26 protein-coding genes are annotated in these 24,514 nt (G+C 68.6%); 6 read left to right on the top strand and 20 right to left on the bottom strand.

Features of this window, described 5'->3' with window-relative positions; translation table 11 throughout:
* Window positions 1–16: 16 nt before the first annotated feature.
* The 6 genes from ABD683_RS12480 to groES all read right to left on the bottom strand — a co-directional run bounded on the left by ABD683_RS12480 (window position 17) and on the right by groES (window position 7,297).
* Complete coding sequence (locus tag ABD683_RS12480) at window positions 17–1,105, bottom strand: NYN domain-containing protein (RefSeq protein WP_344770277.1); 1,089 nt, start codon at window positions 1,103–1,105, stop codon at window positions 17–19.
* Between the two features lie 108 nt (window positions 1,106–1,213).
* Window positions 1,214–2,725 (bottom strand): IMP dehydrogenase, encoded by a 1,512-nt coding sequence (guaB, locus tag ABD683_RS12475; protein WP_344770276.1) that lies wholly within the window; start codon window positions 2,723–2,725, stop codon window positions 1,214–1,216.
* Between the two features lie 68 nt (window positions 2,726–2,793).
* Window positions 2,794–3,774, bottom strand: a complete 981-nt coding sequence (locus tag ABD683_RS12470) for an ABC transporter substrate-binding protein (RefSeq protein WP_344770275.1) — start codon at window positions 3,772–3,774, stop codon at window positions 2,794–2,796.
* Between the two features lie 37 nt (window positions 3,775–3,811).
* Window positions 3,812–5,239, bottom strand: coding sequence for an RNB domain-containing ribonuclease (locus ABD683_RS12465; RefSeq protein ID WP_344770274.1), 1,428 nt, complete (start codon window positions 5,237–5,239; stop codon window positions 3,812–3,814).
* A 70-nt stretch (window positions 5,240–5,309) separates the two neighbouring features.
* Entirely contained in the window at window positions 5,310–6,914 is a 1,605-nt protein-coding gene (gene groL / locus ABD683_RS12460; RefSeq protein WP_344770273.1) for a chaperonin GroEL, read from the bottom strand.
* 89 nt (window positions 6,915–7,003) lie between these two features.
* Entirely contained in the window at window positions 7,004–7,297 is a 294-nt protein-coding gene (gene groES, locus ABD683_RS12455) for a co-chaperone GroES (RefSeq protein ID WP_332643623.1), read from the bottom strand.
* Between the two features lie 194 nt (window positions 7,298–7,491).
* On the opposite strand from groES, the gene ABD683_RS12450 reads away from it, so the two are divergent.
* Genes ABD683_RS12450 through ABD683_RS12430 form a run of 5 tightly spaced genes read left to right on the top strand, consistent with a single transcriptional unit; the run spans window position 7,492 to window position 11,552 of the window.
* The gene (locus ABD683_RS12450) at window positions 7,492–8,646 is read left to right on the top strand and encodes a class I SAM-dependent methyltransferase (RefSeq protein ID WP_344770272.1); all 1,155 of its coding nucleotides are present in this window, start codon (window positions 7,492–7,494) and stop codon (window positions 8,644–8,646) included.
* 28 nt (window positions 8,647–8,674) lie between these two features.
* Window positions 8,675–9,391, top strand: a complete 717-nt coding sequence (locus ABD683_RS12445) for a LamB/YcsF family protein (protein ID WP_344770271.1) — start codon at window positions 8,675–8,677, stop codon at window positions 9,389–9,391.
* Complete coding sequence (locus tag ABD683_RS12440; protein WP_344770270.1) at window positions 9,388–9,969, top strand: 5-oxoprolinase subunit B family protein; 582 nt, start codon at window positions 9,388–9,390, stop codon at window positions 9,967–9,969. Before ABD683_RS12445 ends, ABD683_RS12440 begins: the two co-directional genes overlap by 4 nt.
* Entirely contained in the window at window positions 9,966–10,826 is an 861-nt protein-coding gene (locus ABD683_RS12435) for a 5-oxoprolinase subunit C family protein (protein WP_344770269.1), read from the top strand. The genes ABD683_RS12440 and ABD683_RS12435 overlap by 4 nt, the downstream gene beginning before the upstream one ends.
* A gap of 45 nt (window positions 10,827–10,871) precedes the next feature.
* Entirely contained in the window at window positions 10,872–11,552 is a 681-nt protein-coding gene (locus tag ABD683_RS12430; protein ID WP_344770268.1) for a hypothetical protein, read from the top strand.
* A 130-nt stretch (window positions 11,553–11,682) separates the two neighbouring features.
* Here the strand turns inward: ABD683_RS12430 and ABD683_RS12425 are convergent, their stop codons facing one another.
* From ABD683_RS12425 to tsaD, 3 genes are all read right to left on the bottom strand, one after another.
* Window positions 11,683–12,255: an AMIN-like domain-containing (lipo)protein gene (locus ABD683_RS12425; protein WP_344770267.1), complete on the bottom strand. Its 573-nt coding sequence runs from the start codon at window positions 12,253–12,255 to the stop codon at window positions 11,683–11,685.
* Window positions 12,256–12,340: 85 nt separating this feature from the next.
* Window positions 12,341–13,504, bottom strand: coding sequence for an AAA family ATPase (locus ABD683_RS12420; protein WP_344770266.1), 1,164 nt, complete (start codon window positions 13,502–13,504; stop codon window positions 12,341–12,343).
* A 52-nt stretch (window positions 13,505–13,556) separates the two neighbouring features.
* Window positions 13,557–14,606, bottom strand: a complete 1,050-nt coding sequence (tsaD, locus tag ABD683_RS12415; RefSeq protein WP_344770265.1) for a tRNA (adenosine(37)-N6)-threonylcarbamoyltransferase complex transferase subunit TsaD — start codon at window positions 14,604–14,606, stop codon at window positions 13,557–13,559.
* A 39-nt stretch (window positions 14,607–14,645) separates the two neighbouring features.
* Here tsaD and ABD683_RS12410 point away from each other — a divergent pair, with 39 nt between their 5' ends.
* Window positions 14,646–15,146 carry a mycothiol transferase gene (locus tag ABD683_RS12410; protein ID WP_344770264.1) on the top strand — a complete coding sequence of 167 codons (501 nt, stop codon included), beginning with the start codon at window positions 14,646–14,648 and terminating at the stop codon, window positions 15,144–15,146.
* Here ABD683_RS12410 and ABD683_RS12405 read toward each other — a convergent pair.
* The 11 genes from ABD683_RS12405 to glmS are packed head-to-tail and all read right to left on the bottom strand — an operon-like array spanning window position 15,143 to window position 24,512.
* Window positions 15,143–15,901 carry a lysophospholipid acyltransferase family protein gene (locus tag ABD683_RS12405; RefSeq protein WP_344770263.1) on the bottom strand — a complete coding sequence of 253 codons (759 nt, stop codon included), beginning with the start codon at window positions 15,899–15,901 and terminating at the stop codon, window positions 15,143–15,145. The genes ABD683_RS12410 and ABD683_RS12405 overlap by 4 nt on opposite strands.
* A 26-nt stretch (window positions 15,902–15,927) precedes the next feature.
* Window positions 15,928–16,341, bottom strand: coding sequence for a DUF5709 domain-containing protein (locus ABD683_RS12400; protein WP_344770262.1), 414 nt, complete (start codon window positions 16,339–16,341; stop codon window positions 15,928–15,930).
* Window positions 16,338–16,745 carry a RidA family protein gene (locus tag ABD683_RS12395; RefSeq protein WP_344770261.1) on the bottom strand — a complete coding sequence of 136 codons (408 nt, stop codon included), beginning with the start codon at window positions 16,743–16,745 and terminating at the stop codon, window positions 16,338–16,340. Before ABD683_RS12395 ends, ABD683_RS12400 begins: the two co-directional genes overlap by 4 nt.
* The gene (rimI, locus tag ABD683_RS12390) at window positions 16,742–17,164 is read right to left on the bottom strand and encodes a ribosomal protein S18-alanine N-acetyltransferase (protein WP_344770260.1); all 423 of its coding nucleotides are present in this window, start codon (window positions 17,162–17,164) and stop codon (window positions 16,742–16,744) included. Before rimI ends, ABD683_RS12395 begins: the two co-directional genes overlap by 4 nt.
* A complete protein-coding gene (tsaB, locus tag ABD683_RS12385; RefSeq protein ID WP_344770259.1) occupies window positions 17,161–17,796 on the bottom strand; it encodes a tRNA (adenosine(37)-N6)-threonylcarbamoyltransferase complex dimerization subunit type 1 TsaB in 636 nt (211 codons plus the stop codon). Before tsaB ends, rimI begins: the two co-directional genes overlap by 4 nt.
* 9 nt (window positions 17,797–17,805) lie before the next feature.
* The gene (gene tsaE / locus ABD683_RS12380) at window positions 17,806–18,777 is read right to left on the bottom strand and encodes a tRNA (adenosine(37)-N6)-threonylcarbamoyltransferase complex ATPase subunit type 1 TsaE (protein ID WP_344770258.1); all 972 of its coding nucleotides are present in this window, start codon (window positions 18,775–18,777) and stop codon (window positions 17,806–17,808) included.
* On the bottom strand, window positions 18,774–19,751 hold the full coding sequence (locus ABD683_RS12375) for an alpha/beta fold hydrolase (RefSeq protein ID WP_344770257.1): 978 nt from the start codon (window positions 19,749–19,751) through the stop codon (window positions 18,774–18,776). The genes tsaE and ABD683_RS12375 overlap by 4 nt, the downstream gene beginning before the upstream one ends.
* Window positions 19,748–20,851: an alanine racemase gene (gene alr, locus ABD683_RS12370; protein WP_344770256.1), complete on the bottom strand. Its 1,104-nt coding sequence runs from the start codon at window positions 20,849–20,851 to the stop codon at window positions 19,748–19,750. The genes ABD683_RS12375 and alr overlap by 4 nt, the downstream gene beginning before the upstream one ends.
* Window position 20,852: 1 nt before the next feature.
* Window positions 20,853–22,304, bottom strand: a complete 1,452-nt coding sequence (locus ABD683_RS12365) for an NAD(P)H-hydrate dehydratase (protein ID WP_344770255.1) — start codon at window positions 22,302–22,304, stop codon at window positions 20,853–20,855.
* 9 nt (window positions 22,305–22,313) lie between these two features.
* The gene (locus tag ABD683_RS12360; protein WP_344770254.1) at window positions 22,314–22,667 is read right to left on the bottom strand and encodes a holo-ACP synthase; all 354 of its coding nucleotides are present in this window, start codon (window positions 22,665–22,667) and stop codon (window positions 22,314–22,316) included.
* Window positions 22,668–24,512 (bottom strand): glutamine--fructose-6-phosphate transaminase (isomerizing), encoded by a 1,845-nt coding sequence (gene glmS / locus ABD683_RS12355; protein ID WP_344770253.1) that lies wholly within the window; start codon window positions 24,510–24,512, stop codon window positions 22,668–22,670. It lies immediately after the preceding gene.
* Between the last annotated feature and the right edge of the window lie 2 nt (window positions 24,513–24,514).

Below are 24,514 nucleotides of genomic sequence, written 5' to 3'. Positions count from 1 at the left end.
GGCCTAGCCTAGTGGGCTACTGAACGCCTCGAGCGATGTCGTCGAGGGTGAGGTCGGGCAGCATGCCTGCCGGGTTGCTCTGGCGGCGGACGAGCACCGGTTGTACGTCGTCGCTCTCCCGGGCCAGCGCGTACTGCGTGTCGGCGAGGGCGAATCGCAGCGCGCGCGACAGCGAGCTGACCTTGGCGTCCGACGGGCTGAGTCTCGGCGCAGCAGCCTTGAGCGCCATCGCGAGGATCGGGAGCGTGCCGCCCTGGTTGGCGAGCTTGTCGCAGAAGCTGCGCACCTTCGAGTCGTTCAGCACCTTCTTGATGATCGCCTTGTAGTCCTCGGGCGATGTCGCGGGGCCCTTGTGGACGACGGCGATCTCGCGGGCCATGTCATGCCAGTTGGCCTTGGCGGCAGGTTGCTGCTTCGGGGCGGGTGGTTGCTGCTTCTTCTTGGCCGGCGGAGCTTCGACCTTCGGCTTCTCGGCAGGTGCCTTGTCGACAGCCTTCCTGGCCGGCGCTGCCTTCTTGGGAGCTGCCTTCTTGGCCGGTGCCTTCTTGGGCGCTGCTGCTGCCGGCTTGCCAGGGTCTGCAGAGAACACCGGCTTCAAGGCCGCGGCCGGCGGCACCGGCTTCACCTTGAGGGCGACGTACTGGTCGACTTCCTTCTCCAGCACCGAGTTGACCGGGTGGTTGGCGAGCGTCGCGCCGATGACGTACTTGTTGAGCTCGTGGAGACGACGGACCAGCGGCACGAAGTCTCCGTCAGCAGAGACGAGGATGAAGACCTCGAGCTGGTCGAGGTCAGCGGCTGCCCGCAGGCAGTCGACGACCAGGACGATGTCGGCGGCGTTCTTCTCGGCCTTGCCGACCGAGAACACCTGGACTGTCTCGACCCCGCTGCGGACCACGTCGCGGCGATAGTCCTCCAGGCCGATACGCCCCCAGTCGGCGTACGCCCGCGAGAGCGCGATGCTGCCGGAACCGGCTTCGCGCGACGCTGCCTTCTCGAGCTGGTCGAGGATGTCGTCCATCGACACATCGGGGATGTCGAGCTTGCCGTAGCCCTTGAACAGGTTCTCGGCGTCGATGAAGACGGCAACGTTGCGAGTGGCCACCGGATCGCTACCTCAGTCTTTCGGGTCGCCACGTTTCGCGGCTGACGCCTTCGGCGTGGGACGCTCGCGCTTCGCCAACGTTCATCCCGAGTGATTCGCTGGAGCGAGTCATCGGGACGAATAGTTGGGTGCTTCGGCGGTCATCTGGATGTCGTGGGGGTGGCTCTCCTTGAGCGACGCCGATGTGATGCGTACGAAGCGGCCCTTGTCCTGCAGCTCGGGGATCGTACGTGCGCCGACGTAGAACATCGACTGGTTGAGACCACCGATGAGCTGGTGCGCGACGGCGGAGAGCGGGCCGCGGAACGCGACCTGGCCCTCGACGCCCTCGGGCACGATCTTGTCGTCGCTGGTGACCTCGGCCTGGAAGTAGCGGTCCTTGGAGTAGGACTTCTTGCCGCGGCTGCTCATCGCGCCGAGTGACCCCATGCCGCGGTAGGCCTTGAACTGCTTGCCGTTGACGAACACGACCTCGCCGGGCGACTCCTCGACGCCAGCCAGCATCGAACCGATCATCACGGTGTCGGCGCCGGCGACCAGTGCCTTGGCGATGTCACCGGACTGCTGGAGGCCGCCGTCGGCGATGACGGGTACGCCGGCGGGCTTGCACGCCAGCGACGCCTCGTAGACCGCCGTGATCTGCGGAACGCCGCAACCCGTGACGACGCGGGTGGTGCAGATCGAGCCGGGACCGAAACCGACCTTGACGGCGTCGGCGCCGGCGTCGACGAATGCCTGAGCGCCCTCGCGGGTCGCGACGTTGCCGCCGATGACCTGGACGTGCTTGGTCGCAGGGTCGGTCTTGAGCCGCTCGACGATCTCGAGCAGCATGCGTACGTGGCCGTGGGCCGTGTCGGCGACGAGCACGTCGACGCCGGCCTCGATCAGCGTCGTCGCGCGCTGCCAGGCATCGCCGAAGTAACCGATCGCGGCGCCTACCATCAGCCGGCCGTCGGCGTCCTTGGACGCATCGGGGAACTGCTCGGACTTCACGAAGTCCTTGACCGTGATCAGGCCGGCGAGGCGACCGGAGTCGTCGACCAGGGGCAGGCGCTCACGCTTGTGCTTGCGCAACAGCAGCGTGGCGTCCTCGCGGGAGATGCCCTCGTGGCCGGTGATGAGGGGCATCGGGGTCATGACCTCGTCGACCTTGGTCGAGGCCCACTCGGCGACGGGCGTGAAGCGCAGGTCGCGGTTGGTGATGATGCCGAGCAGCCGGTTGTCGGTGTCGACGACCGGGAGTCCGGAGACGCGGTACTCGCCACACGTACGGTCGAGGTCCTCCAGCGTCGCGTCGGGGCCGATCGTCACGGGGTTGGAGATGATGCCGGTCTGGGTCCGCTTGACCAGGTCGACCTGGTAGGCCTGGTCCTCGAGCGAGAGGTTGCGGTGCAGCACCCCGATGCCGCCCTCGCGGGCCATCGCGATGGCCATGCGCGACTCGGTCACGGTGTCCATCGCCGCACTGATGAGCGGCACCTTCAGGTTGATGCCACGGGTCAGTCGCGCCGTGGTGTCGATCTCGGACGGGTTGAGGTCGGACAGTCCCGGCAGGAGGAGCACGTCGTCATAGGTCAGCCCGAGGGCCGCGAACTTGTCTGGGATGCCCGTCTGCTCCATGAACCAATTGTACGGGTCATGGAGCAGACGGTTTGTCCCCTCATCTGGTGAGTTCGAGCACCCCTGCCCTAGCTCACCTTGGCGAGGTCGTCGGCGAGACGGTTCATCAGGTCGGCGTACGCCTGGTAGCTCGGCGGGGCCACCGACGTCCACGGGATGTAAGCCTTGTTCTTGGCCGCTGCCAAGGTCTGGAAGACCGGCTGGTCGTCGAGCAGCTTCAGGCCGGCCTCGCCGGTGCGGTCGTCGTACAGGAAGATGTCGGCCGGGTACTTGTCGGCCTTCTCCCAGCTCAGGCTCTCGAAGTAGCCGCCCGGGTCGGGGTTGTCGGGTACGACGAGGGGCAGTCCGAGCTCCTTGCGCCAGTAGCTCAGGTCGGGGCTGATGTCAGGGTTGGAGGCGTAGAACAGCTCCTTGGACGGTGATCCGGCGAGGATCTTGCGGTCTCCGAGCTTGGTGCCCGCGTCCTTGACCCTCTTCGCCGCTGCGTCGAACGCGTCGTGCGCTTCCTTCACGTCATCGTCGCCCAGGTCGGCGCCCAGCGCCTTGGCTGCCCGTTCGGTGCCGTCGAGCAGCTCCGGCAGGGTCTTGCCGTCGAAGCTGACGACCGCGATCGGTGCGAGCTTCACGAGGTCCTTGGCGGTGGCGTCGTTGACGTACCAGAGATCGTCGTCGAGGTAGGCGCTCGTGACCACGAGGTCGGGCTTGAGCGTCGCAGCCTTCTCGAGGTCGATCGCACCGTACTCACCGGCGGCGGTGACGTCGGTGACGTCATCGACGTCGAGGCCGGCAACCTGGGAGTCGGGTTCGCCGGCGGCGTTCTTGAGCGGGCCGAACGTACCGACGATCTCGTCGCCGAGACCCAGATCGGTCAGCGCTGCGGCCATCGACGACTGCACGAGGAGTCGTTCGGGCGCAGCGTCGAGCTTGATCGAATTGCCAAGGTCGTCGGTGAAGGTCCAGGGTCCGGACGCGCTGTCGTCGTCGGACGAGCCACACGCGGCGAGGGTCAGGGCTAGCGCGGCGATGGCCGCGGGGAGTCGCATTTTCATAAGGCCAGCCTAACCTAAGTGACTGGAACGTCTGCGGCTACCCCTCGTACGTGAACGCGACCTCGCGTCGTCGTTCGTCGACCGTCGCGAGGCGGACCGCGATCTCCGCCCCTTCACGCATGCCCCTGCCCGTGCACCTGGCGATCACCGGCGGCTCGTACAGCACGACCTCTGCGCCAGATTGATCGACGTGGGTCACGACCGCCGTGAACGACTCGCCGACGCGCTTCGCCAACGACCAGACCTCCGCCTGGTCGATGCACGTGCGGTCCACCTTGTGTGCGAGCTGGTCCGTCGTACGCATGATCTCGGGCAGCGTCGGCAGGGCCTCGCGCACCCACTCGGGCACGGCTCGCCCCTCACAGATCGCCAGGCAGACCTCGGTGCCGAATCGGTCGGCCAACCGCCTCAAGGGCGCCGTCACGTGCGCGTACGGCCCGCCGACACCGGCATGGTCGACCAGCACCGGACGCGAACCGTCGAACGCTTCGTAGCCCGCGCCGCGCAGGAGCCGGGTGGCCTCTGTCATGAGCGCGAGGGATGCCGGACGTGAGGTGTCGAGCGCCAGCAGCACGTGCGCCGGGGTGGCACCCTCGGGAACCGTGACGCCCAGGGTCTTCGCAGTTGCCAGGAACGATCTCGTGGCTCTCTCGTCAGCGGGCGGAAGCGTACGGAGCAGGCCGACCTCCTCGCGGAGCATCAGCTGGGCGGCCGCCATGCCGGTCAACAGCGAGACCTCGGCGTTCCAGCCATCGACCTCGGTGCGGACGCGCATCGCGACCCGCCAGTCGTCGCCCGGGGGCACCTCCCGCTTGCGGGGGACTCTATAGACCTCCTGCTCCGGCAGCGCCAGCTCGATCGCGCCGCGGTCGACACGCACCTGCTGCCGCAACCGGCCCAGGTCGGCAAGCGGCTCGAGCGACGAGTGCGGAGAGCCGGCGTCGAACGACTTCTGTACGCCGTCGTAGTCGAGCTGGGCGACCGACTTCACGAGCGCGCGGCGTACGGACACCTCGCCCAGCTCGCCGTTGGCGCCGACCTCGATCGTCCACACGGCGGCGCCACGTACCTGATCGGCGAGCAGGCTCAGCGCACCCTCGGACAGGATCGGCGGGTGGAGCGGTACGCGTCCATCGGGCAGGTAGATCGTCTGGCCGCGGCGGCGAGCCTCGGTGTCGACCGCACCGTTGGGCGGGATGACTGCTCCGAGGTCGGCGATCGCGTAGTGCACCGTGAACCCGTCACCCGATCGCTCCAGGAACATCGCCTGGTCGAGGTCCTTGGCACCGGGCGGGTCGATCGTCACGAACGGGATCGCCGTCGCGTCCTCGAGATCGGCACGAGCCGCATCGGCGATCGTGGCGGCCTCGGCGAGTACGCCAGCTGGGAACCGGTCGGTGTCGGCGGCCGGAGGGAGCTCGAACTCCGCGCGTACGCCTTCAAAGTCGTGGTGGGGAGGGCTCACGCCGACGAATCTATCCGCACGCAAAAGCGGGCTCCGCTCGTGAGAGTGGAGCCCGCTTGAGTTGCGGGTGTCAGTGGTTGTGACCGGCGTGCGCGTCCGGAGCCTCTTCGGCGGGCTTCTCGACGATCAGCGTCTCTGTCGTCAGCAGCATGGCCGTGATCGACGCGGCGTTGGCGAGCGCAGAACGCGTCACCTTGACCGGGTCGAGGACGCCCTGGGCCACCAGGTCGCCGTACTCACCGGTGGCGGCGTTGTAGCCCTCGCCGCTCTCGCGCACCTTGTTGACGACGACCTCACCGGAGACGCCGCCGTTGCGGGCGATCCACTCCAGCGGGGCGTCGGCACCGATGCGCACGATGCGGACACCGATCGCCTCGTCGCCGGTGAGACCGAGGTTGTCGGACAGCACTGAGACGGCATGGACGAGAGCAGAACCGCCGCCGGCGACGATGCCCTCCTCGATCGCTGCACGAGTCGCCGAGACGGCATCCTCGATGCGGTGCTTCTTCTCCTTGAGCTCGACCTCGGTGGCCGCGCCGACCTTGACGACGCAGACGCCGCCGGCCAGCTTGGCGAGACGCTCCTGGAGCTTCTCCTTGTCCCAGTCGGAGTCGGACAGCTCGATCTCGGCCTTGATCTGGTTGACGCGGCCCTCGACCTCGGCCTTGTCGCCGCCGCCGTCGATGATCGTGGTGGCGTCCTTGGTGACGACGACACGGCGAGCCGTGCCGAGCACCTCGAGGCCGACCTGGTCGAGCTTGAGCCCGACGTCAGGCGTCACGACGGTTGCGCCGGTCAGCGAGGCGATGTCCTGCAGCATGGCCTTGCGGCGGTCGCCGAACGCGGGAGCCTTGACGGCGACCGAGGTGAACGTGCCACGGATCTTGTTGACGACGATCGTCGAGAGCGCCTCACCGTCGACATCCTCGGCGATGATGAACAGCGTCTTGCCGGCCGCGACGACCTTCTCCAGCAGCGGGAGGATGTCGCTGACCGAGGAGATCTTGCCCTGGTTGACGAGGATGTAGGGATCGTCGAGCACGGCTTCCATGCGCTCGGTGTCGGTGACCATGTAGGGCGACAGGTAGCCCTTGTCGAACTGCATGCCCTCGGTGAACTCGAGCTCGGTGCCCATCGTGTTGGACTCCTCGACCGTGATGACACCGTCCTTGCCGACCTTGTCGAACGCCTCGGCGATGAGCTCACCGATGTGCGAGTCGCGCGACGAGACGGTGGCGACGTCGGTCATGTCCTTGACGTCGTCGACCGGGCGGGCGAGCTTGTGGAGCTGCTCGACGACGGCGGCGACCGCAGCCTCGATGCCCTTCTTGAGGCCCATCGGGTTGGAGCCGGCCGCGACGGCGCGGAGGCCCTCGTGGACCATCGCCTGGGCGAGCACGGTCGCGGTGGTCGTACCGTCACCGGCGACGTCGTTGGTCTTGGTGGCGACTTCCTTGGCGAGCTGGGCGCCGAGGTTCTCGAAGGGGTCGTCGAGCTCGACCTCACGGGCGACGGTCACGCCGTCGTTGGTGATCGTGGGAGCTCCCCACTTCTTGTCGAGCACGACGTAGCGACCCTTGGGGCCGAGCGTGACCTTGACGGTGTCAGCGAGCTTGTCGACGCCACGCTCGAGCGCGCGGCGGGCGTTCTCGTCAAATTCGAGGATCTTGGGCATGGAGGTGACTTCTTTCGAAAGTTGTGGGGTGACTCTGTTGCTCAGGGCGTGGGATGCCCCGGCACCCTGAGGGGTGCCGGGGCGTCACATCACGAAACGACGGCGAGGACGTCGCGAGCGGAGAGGATGAGGTACTCGTCTCCGTCGTACTTGACCTCGGTTCCGCCGTACTTGCTGAAAATGACCTTGTCGCCAACGGCGACGTCGATCGGAACGCGGTTGCCGTTGTCGTCGACCCGACCGGGGCCTACTGCGACGACAAGACCTTCCTGCGGCTTCTCTTTGGCGGTTTCTGGAATGACCAGTCCCGACTTGGTGGTCTGCTCGGCTTCGACAGCCTGGATGACCAGACGGTCTTCGAGCGGCTTGATGGTGACCGACACGTGTCGACCTCCCCTTTCAGGCGGTGGAACTCTGGACGCTGGTGGGCACGCCGTCGCGGGGGTCATGCACCACCGTTGCTGGCACTCTCAATACGAGAGCGCCAATACGAAACCTAGCACTCTCCCCTTCAGAGTGCTAAGGGTGTTCGCGCTCCGCTGAACTCGAAGCTCCGGTCACACGGCAGACTTCCGTCATGGACCTGGCCACGTTCGAGAAGCTGCTCTCTCCTGCGGGCCAGCTGCTGCTCGACGAGGTGTCCCAGAGCGCTGGTACGCAGAGCGATCTCGCGCTCGGCACCCGCCTCCGCAAGACGTACGCCTCGGGCCTCGTCGCCGCCGCCGTGACGCAGCACCACCTGCGCGGCAAGGCGGCCGCCAAGTTCGGTGACGACGCAGGGCGGATGTACTTCACGCACGACGCGCTGGAGCAGTCGACGAGGCAGCGCGTCGCGACGCACCGTGCCACGCGCATCGCGTCGACGGGCGCCTCCGCCGTCGTCGACCTCGGGTGCGGCATCGGCGGCGACCTGGTCGCGATGGCCCGCGCAGGGCTCCGCGTACGCGGTGTCGAGCTGGATCCCGTACGCGCCGCCATCGCGGCCGCCAACCTGCGGGCCCTCGAGCTCGACGGTGAGGTGGTCACCGGGGACGTACGCGGCGTCGAGGTGGCTCCGGACGAGGTTGCGTTCGTCGATCCTGCACGACGTGACGGCCGCGGTCGTACGTTCTCCACCGCCGACCTGCAGCCTCCGTGGGACTGGGTGCGCCACCTGCTGGAACGTCGAGCCGTCGCGAAGGTCATGCCGGGCCTGGCGCACGACGCCGTACCGGACGGCGTCGAGGCCGAATGGGTCAGCGACGGCGGCGACCTGGTCGAGGCGTGCCTGTGGGGTGCGCCGTTTGCGACCGCCACCCGCCGCGCCACGGTGCTCCCGTCCGGCCACGGTCTCGTCGCAGTCGGCGAGCTGGCTGCGTTGGGTCAGCCGGGTGCATACATCTACGAGCCCGACGACGCCGTCATCCGCTCGGGTCTGGTCGGCGAGCTCGCCGCCGACATCGGCGGCTGGCTGATGGACGCCAAGATCGCGTACGTGACCTCCGACCGGGCCGCGAGCACGCCGTTGGCGCGGGGCTTCCGGGTGATCGACGAGCTGCCGTACCGGGAGAAGCCACTCAAGGCGGCGCTCCAGGTGCGCCGTATCGGCACGCTGACGGTCAAGAAGCGCGGCGTCGACATCGTGCCCGAGGAGCTCGTGAAGCGGCTCAAGCTCAAGGGCCCCAACCCGGCGACCGTGATCATGACGCGGGTGCGCGGCGAGGGCAGGGCATTCCTCGTTGATCGACTCTGAGCGACCAGACACGGCCTACGCTCGCGGTATGCGGATCGACCTCAATGCCGACCTGGGCGAGTCGTGGCCCCGGTGGACGTCGGGCGAGGACATCGCCCTTCTCGACGTCGTCACGAGCGCCAACGTGTGCTGCGGGGCGTATGCCGGTGACGCGGATCTGATGCGCGCGACCTGCGACGCCGCCATCGACCGCGGGGTCGCCATCGGCGCGCAGGTCGGCTATCCGGACCGTGCGAACTTCGGCCGGATCCGCGTCGACATCCGTCCAGCCGAGCTCACCGACCAGCTGCTCGGCCAGATCGGGCTGCTCGACGAGATCGCCAGGGCGGCCGGCAGCTCGGTCTCGTACGTCAAGCCTCACGGCGCGCTCTACAACACGATCGTGGACGACGACGTCCAGGCGCAGGCCGTGGTGGATGCGCTCCTGGCCCTCGATGTGTCGCTGCCCCTGCTCGGGCTCCCCGGATCGACGTCACTGGCGATCGCGGAGAGCTCCGGCCTACCGGTCATCCGCGAAGGCTTCGCCGATCGCGCCTACACCTCCGACGGCAGGCTCGTACCCCGCAGCCAGGCGGGTGCCGTGCTCGACGACCCTGACGCCGTGGCAGCGCAGGCCGTGCGCCTGATGAGCACCGTCTCGTCGGTGTGCGTGCACAGCGACAGCCCCGGCGCGGTCGATCTGGCACGTTCGGTGCGGGCAGCCCTGGAGTCGGCGGGGACCGAGCTGATGAGCGTCACCGCGTGAACCTCAGGCCGTACGGCGACACCGCCCTGCTGCTCGACTGCGAGTCGCTCGACGAGGCGCAGAGCTGGTTTGCCGCGCTGCACGACCAGGCTGAGGCGGTGCTCGGGGCTCGTACCGTGCTGCTGCGCGGAGATCCCGGCACGCTGTGGTCCCTCGTCGACCAGACCAGGCCGGCGGACTCGGTGGCGTTGCCCGGCCAGCCGGAGATCGAGGTGCCGGTCACGTACGACGGTGCCGACCTGGGCGACGTGGCGCGCCTCACCGGACTGAGCGTCGACGAGGTCGTCGAAGCACACACGGGCACTCCGTGGACCGTCGCGTTCGGAGGATTCGCTCCCGGGTTCTCCTACCTCGTCGGCGGCGATCCTCGCCTCCACGTCCCGCGCCGCGAGTCACCGCGAGCCCGGGTGCCGGCCGGATCGGTGGGGGTGGCCGGTGAGTTCAGCGGTGTCTATCCCCGGCAGTCGCCGGGCGGCTGGCAGCTCGTCGGCCACACCGAGCTGGCGATGTGGGACACCGGCCGCGAGCCACCCGCGCTGCTGGTCGCCGGGATGGCTGTCAGGTTCGTCGCGCGATGACTCTCGTCGTCGAGTCCCCTGGCCTGCTCAGCCTCGTGCAGGACCTCGGGCGCCCGGGCCTGGGGCACCTCGGCGTGAGCCGGTCCGGCGCGTTCGACCGCACCGCGTTGCGCCAGGTGAACGCCCTGCTCGGCAACCATCCCGGCTGCGCGGCCATCGAGCTGCTGGGCGGAGGACTCGTCCTTCGTGCAGAGCGGTCCGTCAACGTTGCGGTGACCGGCGGAGCGGGCTCGATCACGATCGACGGCGACCCGGCGGCGTACGGGCGCGCGGTGCCCCTGCAGTCGGGTCAGCGACTCGCCGTGGGAGCGTCCCGGTCGGGCCTGCGGTCGTACGTCGGGGTGTCAGGTGGCCTCCTGATTGCCGAGGAGCTCGGCTCACGTTCGACCGACACCCTGGCAGGTCTCGGACCTGCGGCGTTGGCGGTCGGCGACCGTCTCGAGCTCGGACCGCCGAGCCCCCGGCCCGACCTGGAGGACGTGCCACCGCTGGGACGTACCGGCGACCTGACGCTCGAGGTGGCGATCGGCCCGCGCGACGACTGGTTCACCGTGGCAGCCGTACGCCTGCTGCTCGAGTCCTCGTGGCACGTCGACACCTCGTCCGACCGGGTGGGCGTACGACTGACCGGGCCGGCCCTGGAGCGATCACGCACCGACGAGCTGCCGAGCGAGCCCTGTGTCCGCGGCAGCATCCAGGTGACAGCAGAGGGCCGGCCGATCGTGCTCGGCCCGGATCACCCCGTCACCGGCGGCTACCCCGTGATCGCGGTCGTGCTCGACCGGCACACCGATCAGCTCGCGCAGGCGGTGCCGGGACGGACGGTCCGCTTCACCCGCGCCGTCGCGCGTTCTTGACACAAGTGGAGACATGCCCCGGCACCTTGCGCGAGGATGCAGCGCATGAAGGATCTGCGCAAGCTCGTCGTCTGGCTCGTCATCGGCTCGTTCTCCATCGCGGCGCTGATGGGGATCATCGCCCTGCTCGGCGGCGGTGACTTCGGCGAGACCGAAGGGCAGGTGCTGCTCACCACCGTGATCGTGGGCGCCGAGTCGATCGCCGTGCTGTGCTACCTCGCCGTCGCCGGCAAGCCGACCGCGATCGTCGGAATCGTCGGCGGGCTCGTGTCGCTGGTCCCGTTCGTCCTCGCCCTGGCCCTGACCTGGGGTGGCTACGACGGCGACCAACCCGTGTGGGACACGTTCGGTGTCGGCATCACGATCGCCGCCTCGATCGCCCAGTCATGTCTGATGCTGGCGATCGCCGAGCGCGGCCGGCTCAGCTGGCTGCTGGTGGCCACGCTCGTGTCGATCACCGTCGTCGCCGCCATGATCTCCCTCGCGATCGTGGACGGCGCAGATCTCGGCGACGGCTTTTGGCGGACCTTCGGCGTCGTCGGGATCCTCGACGTGCTCGGTACGGTCGTGATCGCCGCGATGAAGGTGTTCGACCGCGACCGGCCGACCGGAGAGCCGGCGCTCATGACGACGGCCCTCGAGTCGCGCATCACGACGGCGGCCAAGGAACGCGGTGTGAGCCCCGTGACCCTGATCAGCGAAGCGCTGGACAACTTCCTGAAGTAGCGATCAGCAGTCACAAGATTCCCAGCAGGAGCCAGAAAACTGGCACCTCACCCCTGTTGCAACGTGGCAGGAGTGACAGGAACCGAGGTCCTGCTGGGAATCTTGTGACTGCCCAGATCGCGCGACTGAGCTAGCTGGTCTGGAAGTCGACGACCAGGCGCGCGGGATTGCTCAGCTTGGTGACCTTGAACGGCACCTCGTGGCGCAGCCCGACGGCCCAGCTGAGCAGCGACTCGAAGTCTCCCGAGTCGACGACTCCGGTGATCTCAGCTGTCTTGTCGCTGGAGACGGTCTTGGGTCCCGTGTAGGTCGCCTTGCCGGCCTCCATGTCGAAGCCCGACGCGGGGGTCATGACGATCTGTACGGCGAAGTCCGCTCCGGGGAGGTCGACGGGCTCACCAGAGCCGTCCTCGGTGACGGGCAACTCGACGTACTTGATGGAGTAGCCGGGCACGTCCTTGGCGAACTCGAGCACGACCCGGTCGAAGCCCGGGTGGTCCCCCACCCTGACTCCCACGAGCTGGCCGAACAGGTCGGACGCCTCGTTGACCTCGTCGGTCGATGCGCCTGTCAGCGTCGCGGTCGAGGTCGGCGTGGGTGCTGACGTGACCTCCACCGGCGCGGCAGGTTCGTCGTCACCACAGGCGCTGAGTGCCGCCGCCATCACGATCGTCGCTGCGGCGAGTCGCAGGGAGCGCTTCATGGCCACCACCGTTTCTGCAGGAGGCTTCGATCGTAGCGAGGACCGACCTCGGAATCGCTCTTCGCGCGCCACCCTTCGTCACGCCCTAGCGTTTGGGCCAGGACCAGCTCGGACCGTCGAACCTGCCCTGGCCCGCCACCAGCGTCTCGCCGGTGTCCTTGACCAGCTCGATCGCACGTGCGCCCGCCTTGTCGGCAATCGCCGACAGGGCCGCCGCATGTGTCACGACGATGACCTGGCTGTGCTCGGACGCGTTGACGATCAGCTCACCCAGGGCCGGGAGCAGATCGGGGTGCAGGCTGGTCTCGGGCTCGTTGAGCACCATGAGCTCAGGCGCCCTCGGGGTGAGCAGCGCGGCCGCCCACAGCAGGAAGCGCAGCGTGCCGTCGGACAGCTCGGTGGTGCCGAGCGGCCGGAGCATGCCGGGCTGGCTGAGCCGGACCTCGAAGCGACCGTCCTCGGCGACCTCAACCCGGACCGAGCTGCCCGGGAACGCCCGGTCGACGATGGCGTCCAGGGCGCCGCGGTCGCCGACCTCGATGATGGTCTGCAGCGCGGCGGCGATGTCGGACCCGTCGGCGCTCATCACGGGCGTACGCGTGCCGAGCCGCGACTGCCTGGCGGGCGCATCGACGTCGGTGCGCACGTGGTCGTAGAACCGCCACCGGCGTACCTGTTCGCGCACCATCAGCACGTCGGGTGCAGCGACAGGATCGGCGACCTGCGACAGCATCGAGTCGCCGGGATCGAGGGGCTTGAGGAGCTGGCGCCACGATCCGTCCGGCTCCCGGAGGCGTACGGCGGCGTTCTTGCGCTCCGACAGCAGGGTCGACGGTCGAAGCTGCGGCGCATGCCAGATCGACTCGGCCTTGATCTCCGGGTCGCGGCCGAACGCTGTCCGCGCCGGGGGCGGATAGCCGAGATCGATCGAGTAGCCGAACTCGTCGGTCATGAACCCGAGTCGCAGGGCCACCGATTCGGTACGACGCGTGCCCTGCACGGGTACGTCGCCGCGCCGCATGGCATCGCTGATCATCTCCGGACCGGCCCACAGCGTCGATGCCAGCCCGCCCTCGGTCGCCAGGGCAGCCACGACCCCGCCGCTGGCGCAGGACGCGAGCAGCCGCAACGCGCGGTAGAGGCTCGACTTGCCGACACCGTTCGCACCTGTCACCACGTTGAGCGCGTCGAGCTCGAGCCGGAGGCTGCGGATCGATCGGTAGTTGTCGACCGCCAGCGTCGTCAGCACTCTTCGGCCTTCAGCCCGTCGACGGGGAGCTTGCCCCGTGCACCATGCATGGTCAGGCGGCCAGGACCTGCGTGACCGGCATGCTCGAGTCGACCAGGAGATCCAGCGACGACGGCGGGAGTCCACGGCGCACGATCTCGGCGCCCAGTGCCGCCACCATGGCGCCGTTGTCGGTGCACAGGCCGAGACGCGGCACGCGTACCGTGATGCCGGCCTTGGCGGCCCGCGCCTCAGCGAAGTGACGCAGACGCGCATTGGCGGCCACGCCGCCACCGATGATCAGGGTGTCGACGTCGTGGTCCTTGCAGGCCGCGATGGTCTTCTTAGTCAGCACGTCGCACACCGAGTCCTGGAACGCCGCCGCGACATCGGCGACGTTGAACGTACGACCCATGCGCTCCTCGTGCTGGACGAGTCGTGCGACGGCGCTCTTGAGCCCGGAGAACGAGAAGTCGTACTTGTACTTCTCGACGTCGCGGCCGGTGGTCAGCGCCCGCGGGAAGTCGTACGCGGTGCCGTCACCCTCACGGGCGACCCGGTCGATGTGGGGCCCGCCGGGATAGGGCAGTCCCAGGAGACGGGCGACCTTGTCGAATGCCTCCCCCGCGGCATCGTCGATCGTCTGGCCGAGCAGCGTGATGTCGGTGGCGATGTCGTCGACGAGCAGGATCTCGGTATGGCCGCCGCTGACCAGCATCGCCGCCATCCGGCCGTCGAAGCGACCGTGCTCGAGCTGGTCGACCGCAACATGCGCGGCGAGGTGGTTGACGCCGTAAAGGGGCTTGTCGTGGGCGAGTGCCAGAGCCTTGGCGGCGGCCACGCCGACCAGCAGCGCACCCGTGAGTCCCGGCCCGCTGGTGACGGCGATCGCGTCGACGTCCTGGATGCGTACGCCGGACTCCGCATAGGCCTGCTCCAACGTCGGGACCATCGCCTCGAGGTGGGCGCGGCTGGCCACCTCCGGCACGATGCCACCGAACCGTACGTGCTCCTCCATGCTCGACGAGAGCGCGTGCGCGAGCAGCTCCGTGCCACGGACGATGCCGACACCGGTCTCGTCACACGACGACTCGATTCCGAGTACCAGGGGCTCTGTGCTCACCGAGTCATTCTGACAGGCGGAGTGTGTCAGGGTGGACGGATGGTCCGCACCGACACTCCCCCCGCCGGCGATGAGCGCTCCGTCCTGATGCAGATGCTGGAGTACGTCCAGCAGACCGCGTTGTTCAAGGTGCGCGGCCTGTCGCAGGAGCTGGCCCGTACGGCCCCGGTCTCCACGTCGCCGCTGACCAACCCCGCGTCGCTGCTCAACCACCTGCGCTGGAACGAGCACTACTGGGTCGAGGTCGTGCTCCTTGGCCGTGACGATCGCGCACCCTGGAGCGAGGAGCACCCCGATGGAGAGCTCGAAGCCGGGCTCACGGTGCCGTTGCAGGAGGTCATCGACGGCTACTCCGAGCAGGTGCAGCTCACGCGTTCGCTGCTCGCCGATCTCGATCTCGACGCCGAGGCCGACAAGGTGCTCAAGGACTTCCACCCCAACGTGCGCTGGGTCGTCCTGCACCTCATCGAGGAGACTGCCCGGCACAACGGCCATCTCGACCTGCTGCGCGAGATGGCCGACGGCACAGTCGGCGACTAATCGGTCCTGGCGGCTCGCTTCGCTGCGCGAGCGATCTGTTCTTCCTCATCGAGCTTCTTGGCCTGCTCGGGCGTGGGAGCCGTCCCGCCATGACGCGCTGGCGCCCACCACTGCCCCTCGGGGCGGATCGGGTAGTCGGCGATGGCCTTGTCGAGCAGAGCGCTCATGGCCTGGCGCAGCATCTCGGTCTCGGCGACCGGATCCTCGCCCGTGACCTCGAGCGGCTCACCGACGTGCAGGCCGATCGTCTTGCCGCGACCCGTGAGGTCGGAGTCGTGGTCCTTGGTCTTGAGCAGCTGGGTGCCCCAGGTGACCATCGGGATCAGCGGTACGCCGGCCTCGGCGGCCATGCGTACGGCACCCGTCTTGAGCTCCTTGATCTCGAAGGAGCGGCTGATGGTGGCCTCGGGGAAGATGCCGACGATCTCACCGTTGCGGGCGTACTCGACGGCCTGGTTGTAGGACTCGACGCCGTGCTCACGGTCGACCGAGATGTGATGCAGCGATCGCATGATCGGGCCGGAGATCTTGTTGTCAAACGCGTCCTTCTTGGCCATGAAGCGCACCAGGCGCTTGTTGGGGTGCGCCGCGAAGCCGTCGAAGATGAAGTCGACATACCCGATGTGGTTGGCCGCGAGGATCGCGCCGCCCGTGCGCGGGATGTTTTCCGTCCCGGACATCTGGAACTTCATGCCCAGCACCTTGAACAATGCCTTGGCGGTGAGGATGACCGGCGGGTACGTGATGTCTCGCATCAGGTGAGCCTAATGGCTGTCGCGGCTTACTCGTCGTCCACGACATGTACGGCGGCCTCTTCGGCACTGGCACCCGCACCGTCGATGCCGACGTCCTCGCCCACCAGCTCGGAGTCGACGTCCTCGCCGAGTCCCTGGTCGGGATCGACGAGTCGGCCGGCGCGTTCGCTGCCGACTTCACCGTCGTCGAGATCTTCACCGTCGTCCTCGGCGTACGGGTCGACGTCGGGTTCCTCCTGGGCGAGGCGCTGGTCGAGGTTCTCGCCCTGGAGCGCCTCGTCGGCAGTGGAGCCGAAGCCCTCACCCGCTGACCACTTCTCCGACGGCGAATAGCCCTCGTCGAGCACGTCGTCGACGCCCCGGTCGATCAGGGTGTCGTCAGGCTGGAGCTGGTCAAGGTTGTCGGACTCGTCGGGCAGGCCTTCAGGTGTCTCGGTCATGCCTTCAGGGTGCCACGGGTGTCACGAGAGCGCTGGGCGTCTATCTCGATCTCGATCAGGTGCTCGGGCAGTGCGAGGCCCGAGACCTCGACCATCGTGGCGACAGGCCGCACGGAGTCGAAGAACTCGCTGTGCGCCCGGCCGACCTCGTCGAACAGTGCGATGTCGGTCACGAACATCCGAGTGCGGACGACGTCAGCCGCGGCGAATCCTGCGGCACGAAGGCCCTCGACGGCTATGCCGAACGCCACGCGCGCCTGCTCGTACACATCTCCGACGCCGACAACTTCTCCGTCGACCGTTGCCGTCGTGCCGGCGACCCATGCCGAGTCGCCGACCGTGACGACGCGTGAATAGCCCACCGCGTCCTCCCACGGCGAACCAGATGCAAAGTTCTCCCTCATGCGATCTCCCTCTCCATGACGAGCGCGTCGACGCCGCGCGGGTAGTAGCCCTTGCGGGTGTTGATCGTGGTGAATCCGAACGACTCGTACAGCCCGATCGCCGCGTCGTTGTCCGCCGCGACCTCGAGCAGCAGGCGCTCGGCCCCGTGCCCGCCCGCGGCCTCGATGAGCTGCTCGAGCAGCCCCCCGGCGACTCCACGACGGCGGGCGAACGGCAGCACGGCGATGCGGTCGAGGTCGGCGACATCACCCAGCACCGAGACGACGCCGTACGCGACGGGGTCGTCGACCAGGACGATGCGATGCTCTGCGGCGAGCTGCTCACGTACGAGCTGCTCGCTCCACGCATCCGACCCGAAGCACTCGGCCTCGATCGTGACGATCGCGGCGACATCCCGATCGGTGGCTCCGCGGATCATGCGCGGTTGTTGACGATCTGCGGCACCGCATCGGGGCGGCGCAGGTAGAGCGGCTCGAGCGGCAGCTCGATGACCCGTCCGGCGACGACCGCCTCGGCGAGCGCAGCAGCGCGCGGGTCCACGGCATCTCCTGCAGGCCGGAGCACGCCGTCGTACAGCTCTCCTCCGCGCCCGTACGTCGGCAGGTCGGGGTGCTGGTGCGCCAGGTCTGCCGGCAGTGACACGTGCGGACCGTCGAGTCGTGCACCGTCGGCGTCGTAGCGCGCCCAGTAGACCTCCTTGCGGCGCGCATCCGTGGCGACCAGGAACTCCGCCTCGGCCCGAACGTCCGCCGCGACGATGTCGAGCGAGCAGACTCCGTGCTGCGTGAGTCCCAGTGTCGAGCCGAGGGTGAGGGCGGTGACGACGCCGACCCGCAGTCCCGTGAACGGTCCTGGCCCGACGCCAACGGCGACGTCGGTGAGATCGGCCATCGCGGCACCGGCCTGCTTCATGGCATCGCGGATCGCGGGGGCCAGCAGCTCGCCGTGGGCCATCGCGCCGTGGCCGGATGCCTCACCGACGACGGCCGAGCCGTCGTGGACCGCCACCGTGATCGCGGGCGTGGCCGTGTCGAACGCAAGGAGAAGCACGAGTCGACCTTAGACGGTTGATGTCCCGAGCAACGTCGACCGGAGGGGTACACCGACCCAGCGGGGGCCGTGTGGCTTGACCGTGATGACCCGGGTCTCGTCGCTGTCGGCGTCGACCGCGGTGCCGAGCGGATCGTTCTCGTGGGCGCGGCGCACCTCGATGCGGACATGCAGCCAGCTGTCGCTGAGCTGCTCGGCGACGCCGTCGCCCCACTCCACGACCGTGACCGCGTCATCGGTCGTCGCATCGAGGTCGATGTCGTCGATCTCGGCAGCGTCGCCCAGTCGGTAGGCGTCCACGTGCACCAGGGGCGGGCCGTCGACCAGCGACGGGTGCGTACGGGCGATGACGAACGTCGGCGAGGTCACCGGACCGCGTACGCCGAGCCCGTCGCCAAGCCCCTGCGTGAACGTCGTCTTGCCGGCTCCGAGCTCCCCCGACAGCACCAACAGGTCGCCAGCGCTCAACAGCGTGGAGAGTCGACCGGCGAAGGCCTTCATGTCGTCGGCGGTCGGGATCTCCCGTGACAGCCACAGGGTCTTGCCGAACTCGATCGTCGAGCCCTCCTGCGTGCGCGGATGATAGAGGCGCCGGGTCCAGAACTGCACTGTCTCGGGGAGCTCTTCGCGCACGTGCAGCCAGATGCCGTCCTTGCCGCGTTCCTCCGCGGTGTCCTCGGCGACGCCGACCATCGCCGAGGCCACGCCTCGGGCTTGCAGGTCGGGGTCGACCGCGACCCGCTTCAGCCCCAGGAGTCCGGGCCGGGACTCGTCGAACAGCAGCGCCCCCATCGGCAGCCCTCGGCGTTCGACGAGCAGGCCGCCGGGACCTGCGAGCACGGCTGCCACCGACTCCTCGGTCTCGTCGAGGGCCGTCGACGGCGGGTCGAGCGTGGGGCGTGCGCCGAAGGAGCGGTGGATGATCTCGACGACCTGCTTGGCGTGCTCCGGGCCCGCCTCGATGACGTTGAGCGCTGTCATGTCGCCTCCTCCACCAGTGACTCGATCGCGTCGCTGACGGTCTCGTGGGCCTCGAACGGGATCATGTGGCCCGACTCCTCGACGGCGATCAGCTTGGCGTTGGGGATGTGGTCGGCGAGGTAGCGGCTGTGCTTGAGCGGGGTCAGCTGGTCGTGCGTGCCGCCGATCACGACGGTGTGCGCCTTGCCCACGGTCTTGAGTGCCCGACGGAGGTCGAGCTCGAGGAAGATCGGGTAGAAGTCCATGAGCACGTGCGTCGGCGCCTGCAGGATCATCTCGTTGGCCATGTCCACGTGCCGTTCGAGCGCGTTCGGGCCAAGGCCCCACCGGCGGATCACCGAGTAGGAGTTGAACGCGCGGCCCCAGTCGAGCACGGGTGACGCGACGCGTACGAGCGGGGCGACGCGGCGCAGGGCCGGGCTCGACCGCGCCAGCTTGCCGCTGCTGGTCGCCACCAGCGCGACCCCCTTGACCCGCGTGCCGAACAGCTCGGGGTGGTCTGCCGCGAGCTGCATGATCGCCATGCCGCCGAGCGAGTGCCCGACGAGCACCAACGGCCCCTTGGGCGCGAGCTGGTTGATGACGACGTGCAGGTCGTCGGCCAGCTGCTCGATCGATGAGCTGTTGGCGTGGGCGCGGCCCGAGAGCCCGTGGGAGCGCTGGTCGACGAACACCATGCGAACCTTGTCGCGCAGTGCGAGTCGTTGGTAGTGCCAGACGTCGAGCGTCTCGACCCAGCCGTGGACGAACACCACGGTCGGGGTCTTGCGTGGTCCTTCGTCGACCTCGGCATGGATGCGTACGCCGTCGGACGCCGTGACCGTGAGCTTGGCGCTGTGGACCGAGCCGAACTCGATCTCTTCTCCGCGTCGCAGCCGCCGCTTGTGACGCTGGCGGCCGTTGAGCAAGGTCGCGGTGACGCCGGCGATGACGAAAGCGCCGGCGGTCGTGGCGACCCGGGTGGACTTGTTCATCGCGAGCCCCGGTAGGTGCGCTCGATGCGGCCGCCGAGACGAGTGACGACCTCGTACGCGATCGTGCCGGCGGCGACGGCCCAGTCGTCGGCGCTGGGTCCGCCGGGGCCGAACACCGTGACCACGTCGCCGCGGCTGGCGTCGCTGTCGCCGAGGTCGACGACGAACTGGTCCATGCAGATGGTCCCCGCCACGGGTGCACGGCGGTCGCCGTGTGCGACCTCGCCGCGGTTGGAGGCGGTGCGGAGGATGCCCTCGCCGTAGCCGATCGGCACCAGTCCGAGCGTCGTGTCACGCTCGGCGGTCCACGTGTGCCCGTACGACACGCTGGTGCCGGCCGTGACCCGCTTGACCGCTGCGAGCCGTGCCTGCAGCGTCATCACCGGCACCAGCGTGGCGTCGTGCTCGAGGGCGCGATCGGGATTGATGCCGTAGGACGCGATGCCGACGCGCACCAGGTCGAGGTGCGCCGAGGGTCGCGTGAGGGTCGCTGCGGAGTTGCTGAGATGACGCAGCGCGGGCGTGACGCCTGCGGCCGCAAGCTCGTCGACCGCCTTGAGGAACACACTCTCCTGCTCGTCGTTGGCAGGATGCGCCGGCTCGTCGGCGCAGGCGAAGTGCGACCAGACGCCGGTGATCTCGGCCTTGCCAACGTCCTGGGCCTGCGCGGCGGCAGCAACGAGCGCGGTCCACTGCTCGCCGTGTGCGCCGTTGCGGGAGAGCCCGGTGTCGACCTTGAGCTGCACCTTCGGCCGCTCGGCGGCGGCAAGGATCTCGGCGAGCTGCTCGGCGGAGGACGCCGTGACCTCCACGTCGGCGGCGATCGCAGACGCGAAGTCTGCACCGGGGCTGGCGAGCCAGCACAGCAGGTTGCCGGTGTCGCCGCCCTTGCGCAGCGCCAGCGCCTCGGCGATCGTGGCGACGCCGAGCCAGTCGGCTCCGGCCTCACGTGCGGCGCGCCCGCACTGCAGCATCCCATGTCCGTACGCATCGGCCTTCACCACCGCCATCAGCGCGGAGCCTGGGGCACACGACGCCAGGGTCTCGATGTTGGAGCGGTAGGCGTCGAGGTCGACGATCGCTTCAGCCTGCGGGGCCACGTCAGTCCCTCCAGTCGAACAGGTCGTCATCCAACGTCTCGTTGTGGAACGCGGCAATGGTTCGGGGAAGCTCAGCGGCGACGTCAGACGCCGTGACGGGGCCACCGAAGTTGGCTCCGACGCTCGCGGCTCCGTGGAGGAACGCGGCGTACGATCCGGCATCGTGCGGGTCGGCGCCGGCAGCCACCATCGAGCCGGCGAGGCCGGCCAGGACATCGCCTGCGCCTGCGGTCGCCAACCAGGTCGACCCGGACATGTTCACGCGGGTGGGACGTCCGGGAGTGGCAATCAGCGTGCGCGGACCCTTGAGCAGAACGGTGGCGTTCCACCGTTCGGCCGCCTTGGTGACGTGGCCGAGAGGATCCGCCTCGACGTCCTCACGGTCCGTGTCGAGCAGCCGGGCCAGCTCACCGGCATGAGGCGTGAGGAGCGCGGGTACGTCGAACGACTCCGGCAGATGCTCGACCTCTAGAGCTGCCGCGTCGAGGACGACGGGCACACCGTCAGCGAGCGCAGCCGTGATGAGCGCACCGACGTCGTCGCCACCGCCCGGACCTACGACCCAGGCTTGTACACGCCCGGGCGCCGCAACGACCTCTGGTGCGCGGTCGACGACGCGCGCGGACAGCGCCTCCGAACCGGCGAAACGGACCATCCCCGCCATGCCCGCTTGCGCGCCCGCGACACAGAGGTGGGCTGCACCTGCGTACTGCTCCGAGCCGGCGGCGATCCCGACCACACCGCGCGAGTACTTGTGACTCGCCGGCTCAGCGATCCACTCGAAGATGTCCCGGAGCCGATGGCCATCACGTGCTTCGATCGCCTCGAGCGACGGAGCGCCGAGATGAGGTCCGAGGCCGATGTCGACCAGGTCGCTGACCAGGCTGTCGGTGTCTCCGGCCGCACGGGTCGCGGGTGTGACGAGCAGGCCGTTCTTGAAGGTGCCGAACGTGATCGTCAGATGAGCATCCACGTACGACTCGGGCAGCGTCCCACCGTCGACGTCGATGCCCGACGGCGTGTCGACGGCGATGACGAAGGGCCCTTCATCATCGATCCACCGCGCCCACTCGGCCGCCTTTCCCTCGAGCCCGGGACGAGCGCCGATGCCGAACATCGCGTCGAGGCACCACCGCTGGCCCCCCGGCTCGTCAACGATCTGCGCCCCAGCCGCCAGCGCAGCCGCGAGGCCGTCGGCGTGCACCGTGTGCTCGTCGAGCAGGCACAGGTCGACGCGAACGCCGCGATCCAGCAGGTGAACCGCGGCGTACAGGGCGTCACCGCCGTTGTTGCCGGGACCGATCAACATCACGACGAGCTCACCGGGTGGGATGAAGTCGATGCGCTCGGCAAGACCCTCCGATGCCCGGCGCATCAGCTCTCCGTCAGGGAGCGTCGCCGCAAGCGCTTCCTCGGCCGCGCGAATGTCAGCGACGAGGTGTGCCCTGAGCACGCTGCAGCCTCAGCGCTCTGTCACGACGAACGCAGTCGCGACGCTGGTGTCGTGCGAGATCGACAGGTGCACCGTCTCGATGCCCAGGGCGGCGAGGCGTTCGGGCGCCGCACCGTGAAGCTTGAACGAGGGTGCACCGTGCGAGTCGTTGACGATCTCGAAGTCCTGCCAGGACAGCCCGGACGGCGCTCCCATGGCCTTGGCGAGCGCCTCCTTGGCGGCGAAGCGGCCGGCCAGCGACTCGACCGGCAGGTCACGTTCGGCCTCGGTGAACAGTCGGGTGCGCAGCTCAGGGGTGCGCTCGATCGTCTCGTGGAACCGTTTCAGATCGACGACGTCGACTCCAATGCCCAGGATCGCCATCTACTCGACCGTGACCGACTTGGCGAGGTTGCGCGGCTGGTCGACATCGTGACCGAGCTGCGTGGCGAACTCGCAGGCGAAGATCTGCAGCGGCACCGTCGCGACGAGCGGCTGCAGCAGGGTGGGCACCTTGGGCAGGCGAATCAGGTGGTCGGCGTAGGGCACGACATCCTCGTCGCCGTCCTCAGCCAGCACGATGGTTCGGGCGCCGCGGGCGCGTACTTCCTGGATGCTGCTGACCGTCTTCTCCTGCAGCTGGTCGCGACCCTTGGGAGGCACGATGACGAACACCGGCAAGCCCTCCTCGACCACCGCGATCGGGCCGTGCTTGAGCTCGCCGGCCGCGAACCCCTCGGCGTGGATGTAGGCCAGCTCCTTGAGCTTGAGCGCACCCTCGAGGGCGACGGGATAGCCGACGTGGCGGCCGAGGAACAGGATCGAGCGCGAACCCGCGAGCTCGGTGGCGAGCTTGCGTACGGTGTCGCCCTCGTCGAGCATCCGCTGGATGCCGGCCGGGATCTTGTGGATCTCGTCGAGGATCGCAGCGATCTCGTCGCCGTACTTGGTGCCCTTGACCTGTGCGAAGTAGAGCGCGAAGAGATAGCACGCGACGACCTGCGCGAGGAATCCCTTGGTGGACGCGACCGCGATCTCCGGGCCGGCATGGGTGTAGAGCACGGCGTCGGACTCGCGCGGAATCGTCGAACCGTTGGTGTTGCAGATCGAGAGCACCCGCGCACGCTGCTGGCGGGCGTACCGGATCGCCATGAGCGTGTCCATCGTCTCGCCGGACTGGCTGATCGTGACGACCAGCGTGCTCTTGTCGAGGATCGGGTCGCGATATCGGAACTCCGAGGCGAGCTCGACCTCGCACGGCACCCGGGTCCAATGCTCGATGGCGTACTTCGCGACCATCGCGGCATAGAACGACGTGCCGCAGGCGATGACGATGATCTTGTCGACCTCGCGCAGCTCGTCGTCCGACAGGCGCATCTCGTCGAGCTGCAGGCGGCCGTCCGGTGAGTGGCGGCCCAGGAGGGTGTCGGCGACGGCCTGCGGCTGCTCGTCGATCTCCTTGAGCATGAACCACTCGAAGCCGCCCTTCTCGGCGGCCGACACGTCCCAGTCGACGTGGTAGTCCTTGGTCTCCGCCGGATTGCCGTCGAAGTCGGTGACGACGATGTCGTCGGGCGTGATCGTGACAACTTGGTCCTGCCCGAGCTCGATCGCGTCGCGGGTGTATTCGATGAACGCGGCGACGTCGGAGCCCAGGAAGTTCTCGCCCGTGCCACGGCCGACCACCAGCGGTGAGTTGCGGCGGGCGCCCACGACGACGTCGGGGTGGCGGGCATCGCAGATCACCAGGGTGAACGCACCCTCGAGCCGGCGACACACGGCGCGTACGGCGTCCGGCAGGTCGTCGGTGGTCGTGAGCTGCTCCTGGAGCAGGTGCGCCACGATCTCGGTGTCGGTCTCGGAGACCATCTCGTGGCCGAGGCCCTCGAGCTCGGTGCGCAGCGTCGCGAAGTTCTCGATGATCCCGTTGTGGACGACCGCGACCCGGCCGGACTCGTCAAGGTGGGGGTGGGCGTTGACGTCGTTGGGGGCACCGTGCGTGGCCCACCGGGTGTGGCCGATGCCGGTGGTGGCGACCGGCAACGGGCTGGCCTCGAGCACGGCATCGAGGTTGGTCAGCTTGCCGGCCTTCTTGGCCGAGACGATCGTGCCGTCGACCACGAGGGCGACGCCGGCGGAGTCATATCCGCGGTACTCGAGGCGACGCAATCCACCTATGACAACCTCTTCGGCGGAGCGCTCTCCGGCATACCCAACGATTCCGCACATGG

The organism is Aeromicrobium panaciterrae (assembly GCF_039537165.1).
Taxonomy (GTDB): Bacteria; Actinomycetota; Actinomycetes; order Propionibacteriales; family Nocardioidaceae; genus Aeromicrobium; species Aeromicrobium panaciterrae.
The sequence above is the reverse complement of the archived record's forward strand: the minus strand, read 5'-3'. Positions and strand labels throughout refer to the sequence as shown.

What these genes read in the sequence shown, in the direction of transcription:
- guaB (WP_344770276.1), bottom strand. Translation starts at nt 2,725, where the DNA reads ATGGAGCAGACGGGCATCCCAGACAAGTTCGCGGCCCTCGGGCTGACC.
- ABD683_RS12470 (WP_344770275.1), bottom strand. Translation starts at nt 3,774, where the DNA reads ATGAAAATGCGACTCCCCGCGGCCATCGCCGCGCTAGCCCTGACCCTC.
- groL (WP_344770273.1), bottom strand. Translation starts at nt 6,914, where the DNA reads ATGCCCAAGATCCTCGAATTTGACGAGAACGCCCGCCGCGCGCTCGAG.
- ABD683_RS12450 (WP_344770272.1), top strand. Translation starts at nt 7,492, where the DNA reads ATGGACCTGGCCACGTTCGAGAAGCTGCTCTCTCCTGCGGGCCAGCTG.
- ABD683_RS12445 (WP_344770271.1), top strand. Translation starts at nt 8,675, where the DNA reads ATGCGGATCGACCTCAATGCCGACCTGGGCGAGTCGTGGCCCCGGTGG.
- ABD683_RS12435 (WP_344770269.1), top strand. Translation starts at nt 9,966, where the DNA reads ATGACTCTCGTCGTCGAGTCCCCTGGCCTGCTCAGCCTCGTGCAGGAC.
- ABD683_RS12430 (WP_344770268.1), top strand. Translation starts at nt 10,872, where the DNA reads ATGAAGGATCTGCGCAAGCTCGTCGTCTGGCTCGTCATCGGCTCGTTC.
- ABD683_RS12425 (WP_344770267.1), bottom strand. Translation starts at nt 12,255, where the DNA reads ATGAAGCGCTCCCTGCGACTCGCCGCAGCGACGATCGTGATGGCGGCG.
- ABD683_RS12410 (WP_344770264.1), top strand. Translation starts at nt 14,646, where the DNA reads ATGGTCCGCACCGACACTCCCCCCGCCGGCGATGAGCGCTCCGTCCTG.
- ABD683_RS12405 (WP_344770263.1), bottom strand. Translation starts at nt 15,901, where the DNA reads ATGCGAGACATCACGTACCCGCCGGTCATCCTCACCGCCAAGGCATTG.
- ABD683_RS12400 (WP_344770262.1), bottom strand. Translation starts at nt 16,341, where the DNA reads ATGACCGAGACACCTGAAGGCCTGCCCGACGAGTCCGACAACCTTGAC.
- ABD683_RS12395 (WP_344770261.1), bottom strand. Translation starts at nt 16,745, where the DNA reads ATGAGGGAGAACTTTGCATCTGGTTCGCCGTGGGAGGACGCGGTGGGC.
- rimI (WP_344770260.1), bottom strand. Translation starts at nt 17,164, where the DNA reads ATGATCCGCGGAGCCACCGATCGGGATGTCGCCGCGATCGTCACGATC.
- tsaE (WP_344770258.1), bottom strand. Translation starts at nt 18,777, where the DNA reads ATGACAGCGCTCAACGTCATCGAGGCGGGCCCGGAGCACGCCAAGCAG.
- ABD683_RS12375 (WP_344770257.1), bottom strand. Translation starts at nt 19,751, where the DNA reads ATGAACAAGTCCACCCGGGTCGCCACGACCGCCGGCGCTTTCGTCATC.
- ABD683_RS12360 (WP_344770254.1), bottom strand. Translation starts at nt 22,667, where the DNA reads ATGGCGATCCTGGGCATTGGAGTCGACGTCGTCGATCTGAAACGGTTC.
- glmS (WP_344770253.1), bottom strand. Translation starts at nt 24,512, where the DNA reads ATGTGCGGAATCGTTGGGTATGCCGGAGAGCGCTCCGCCGAAGAGGTT.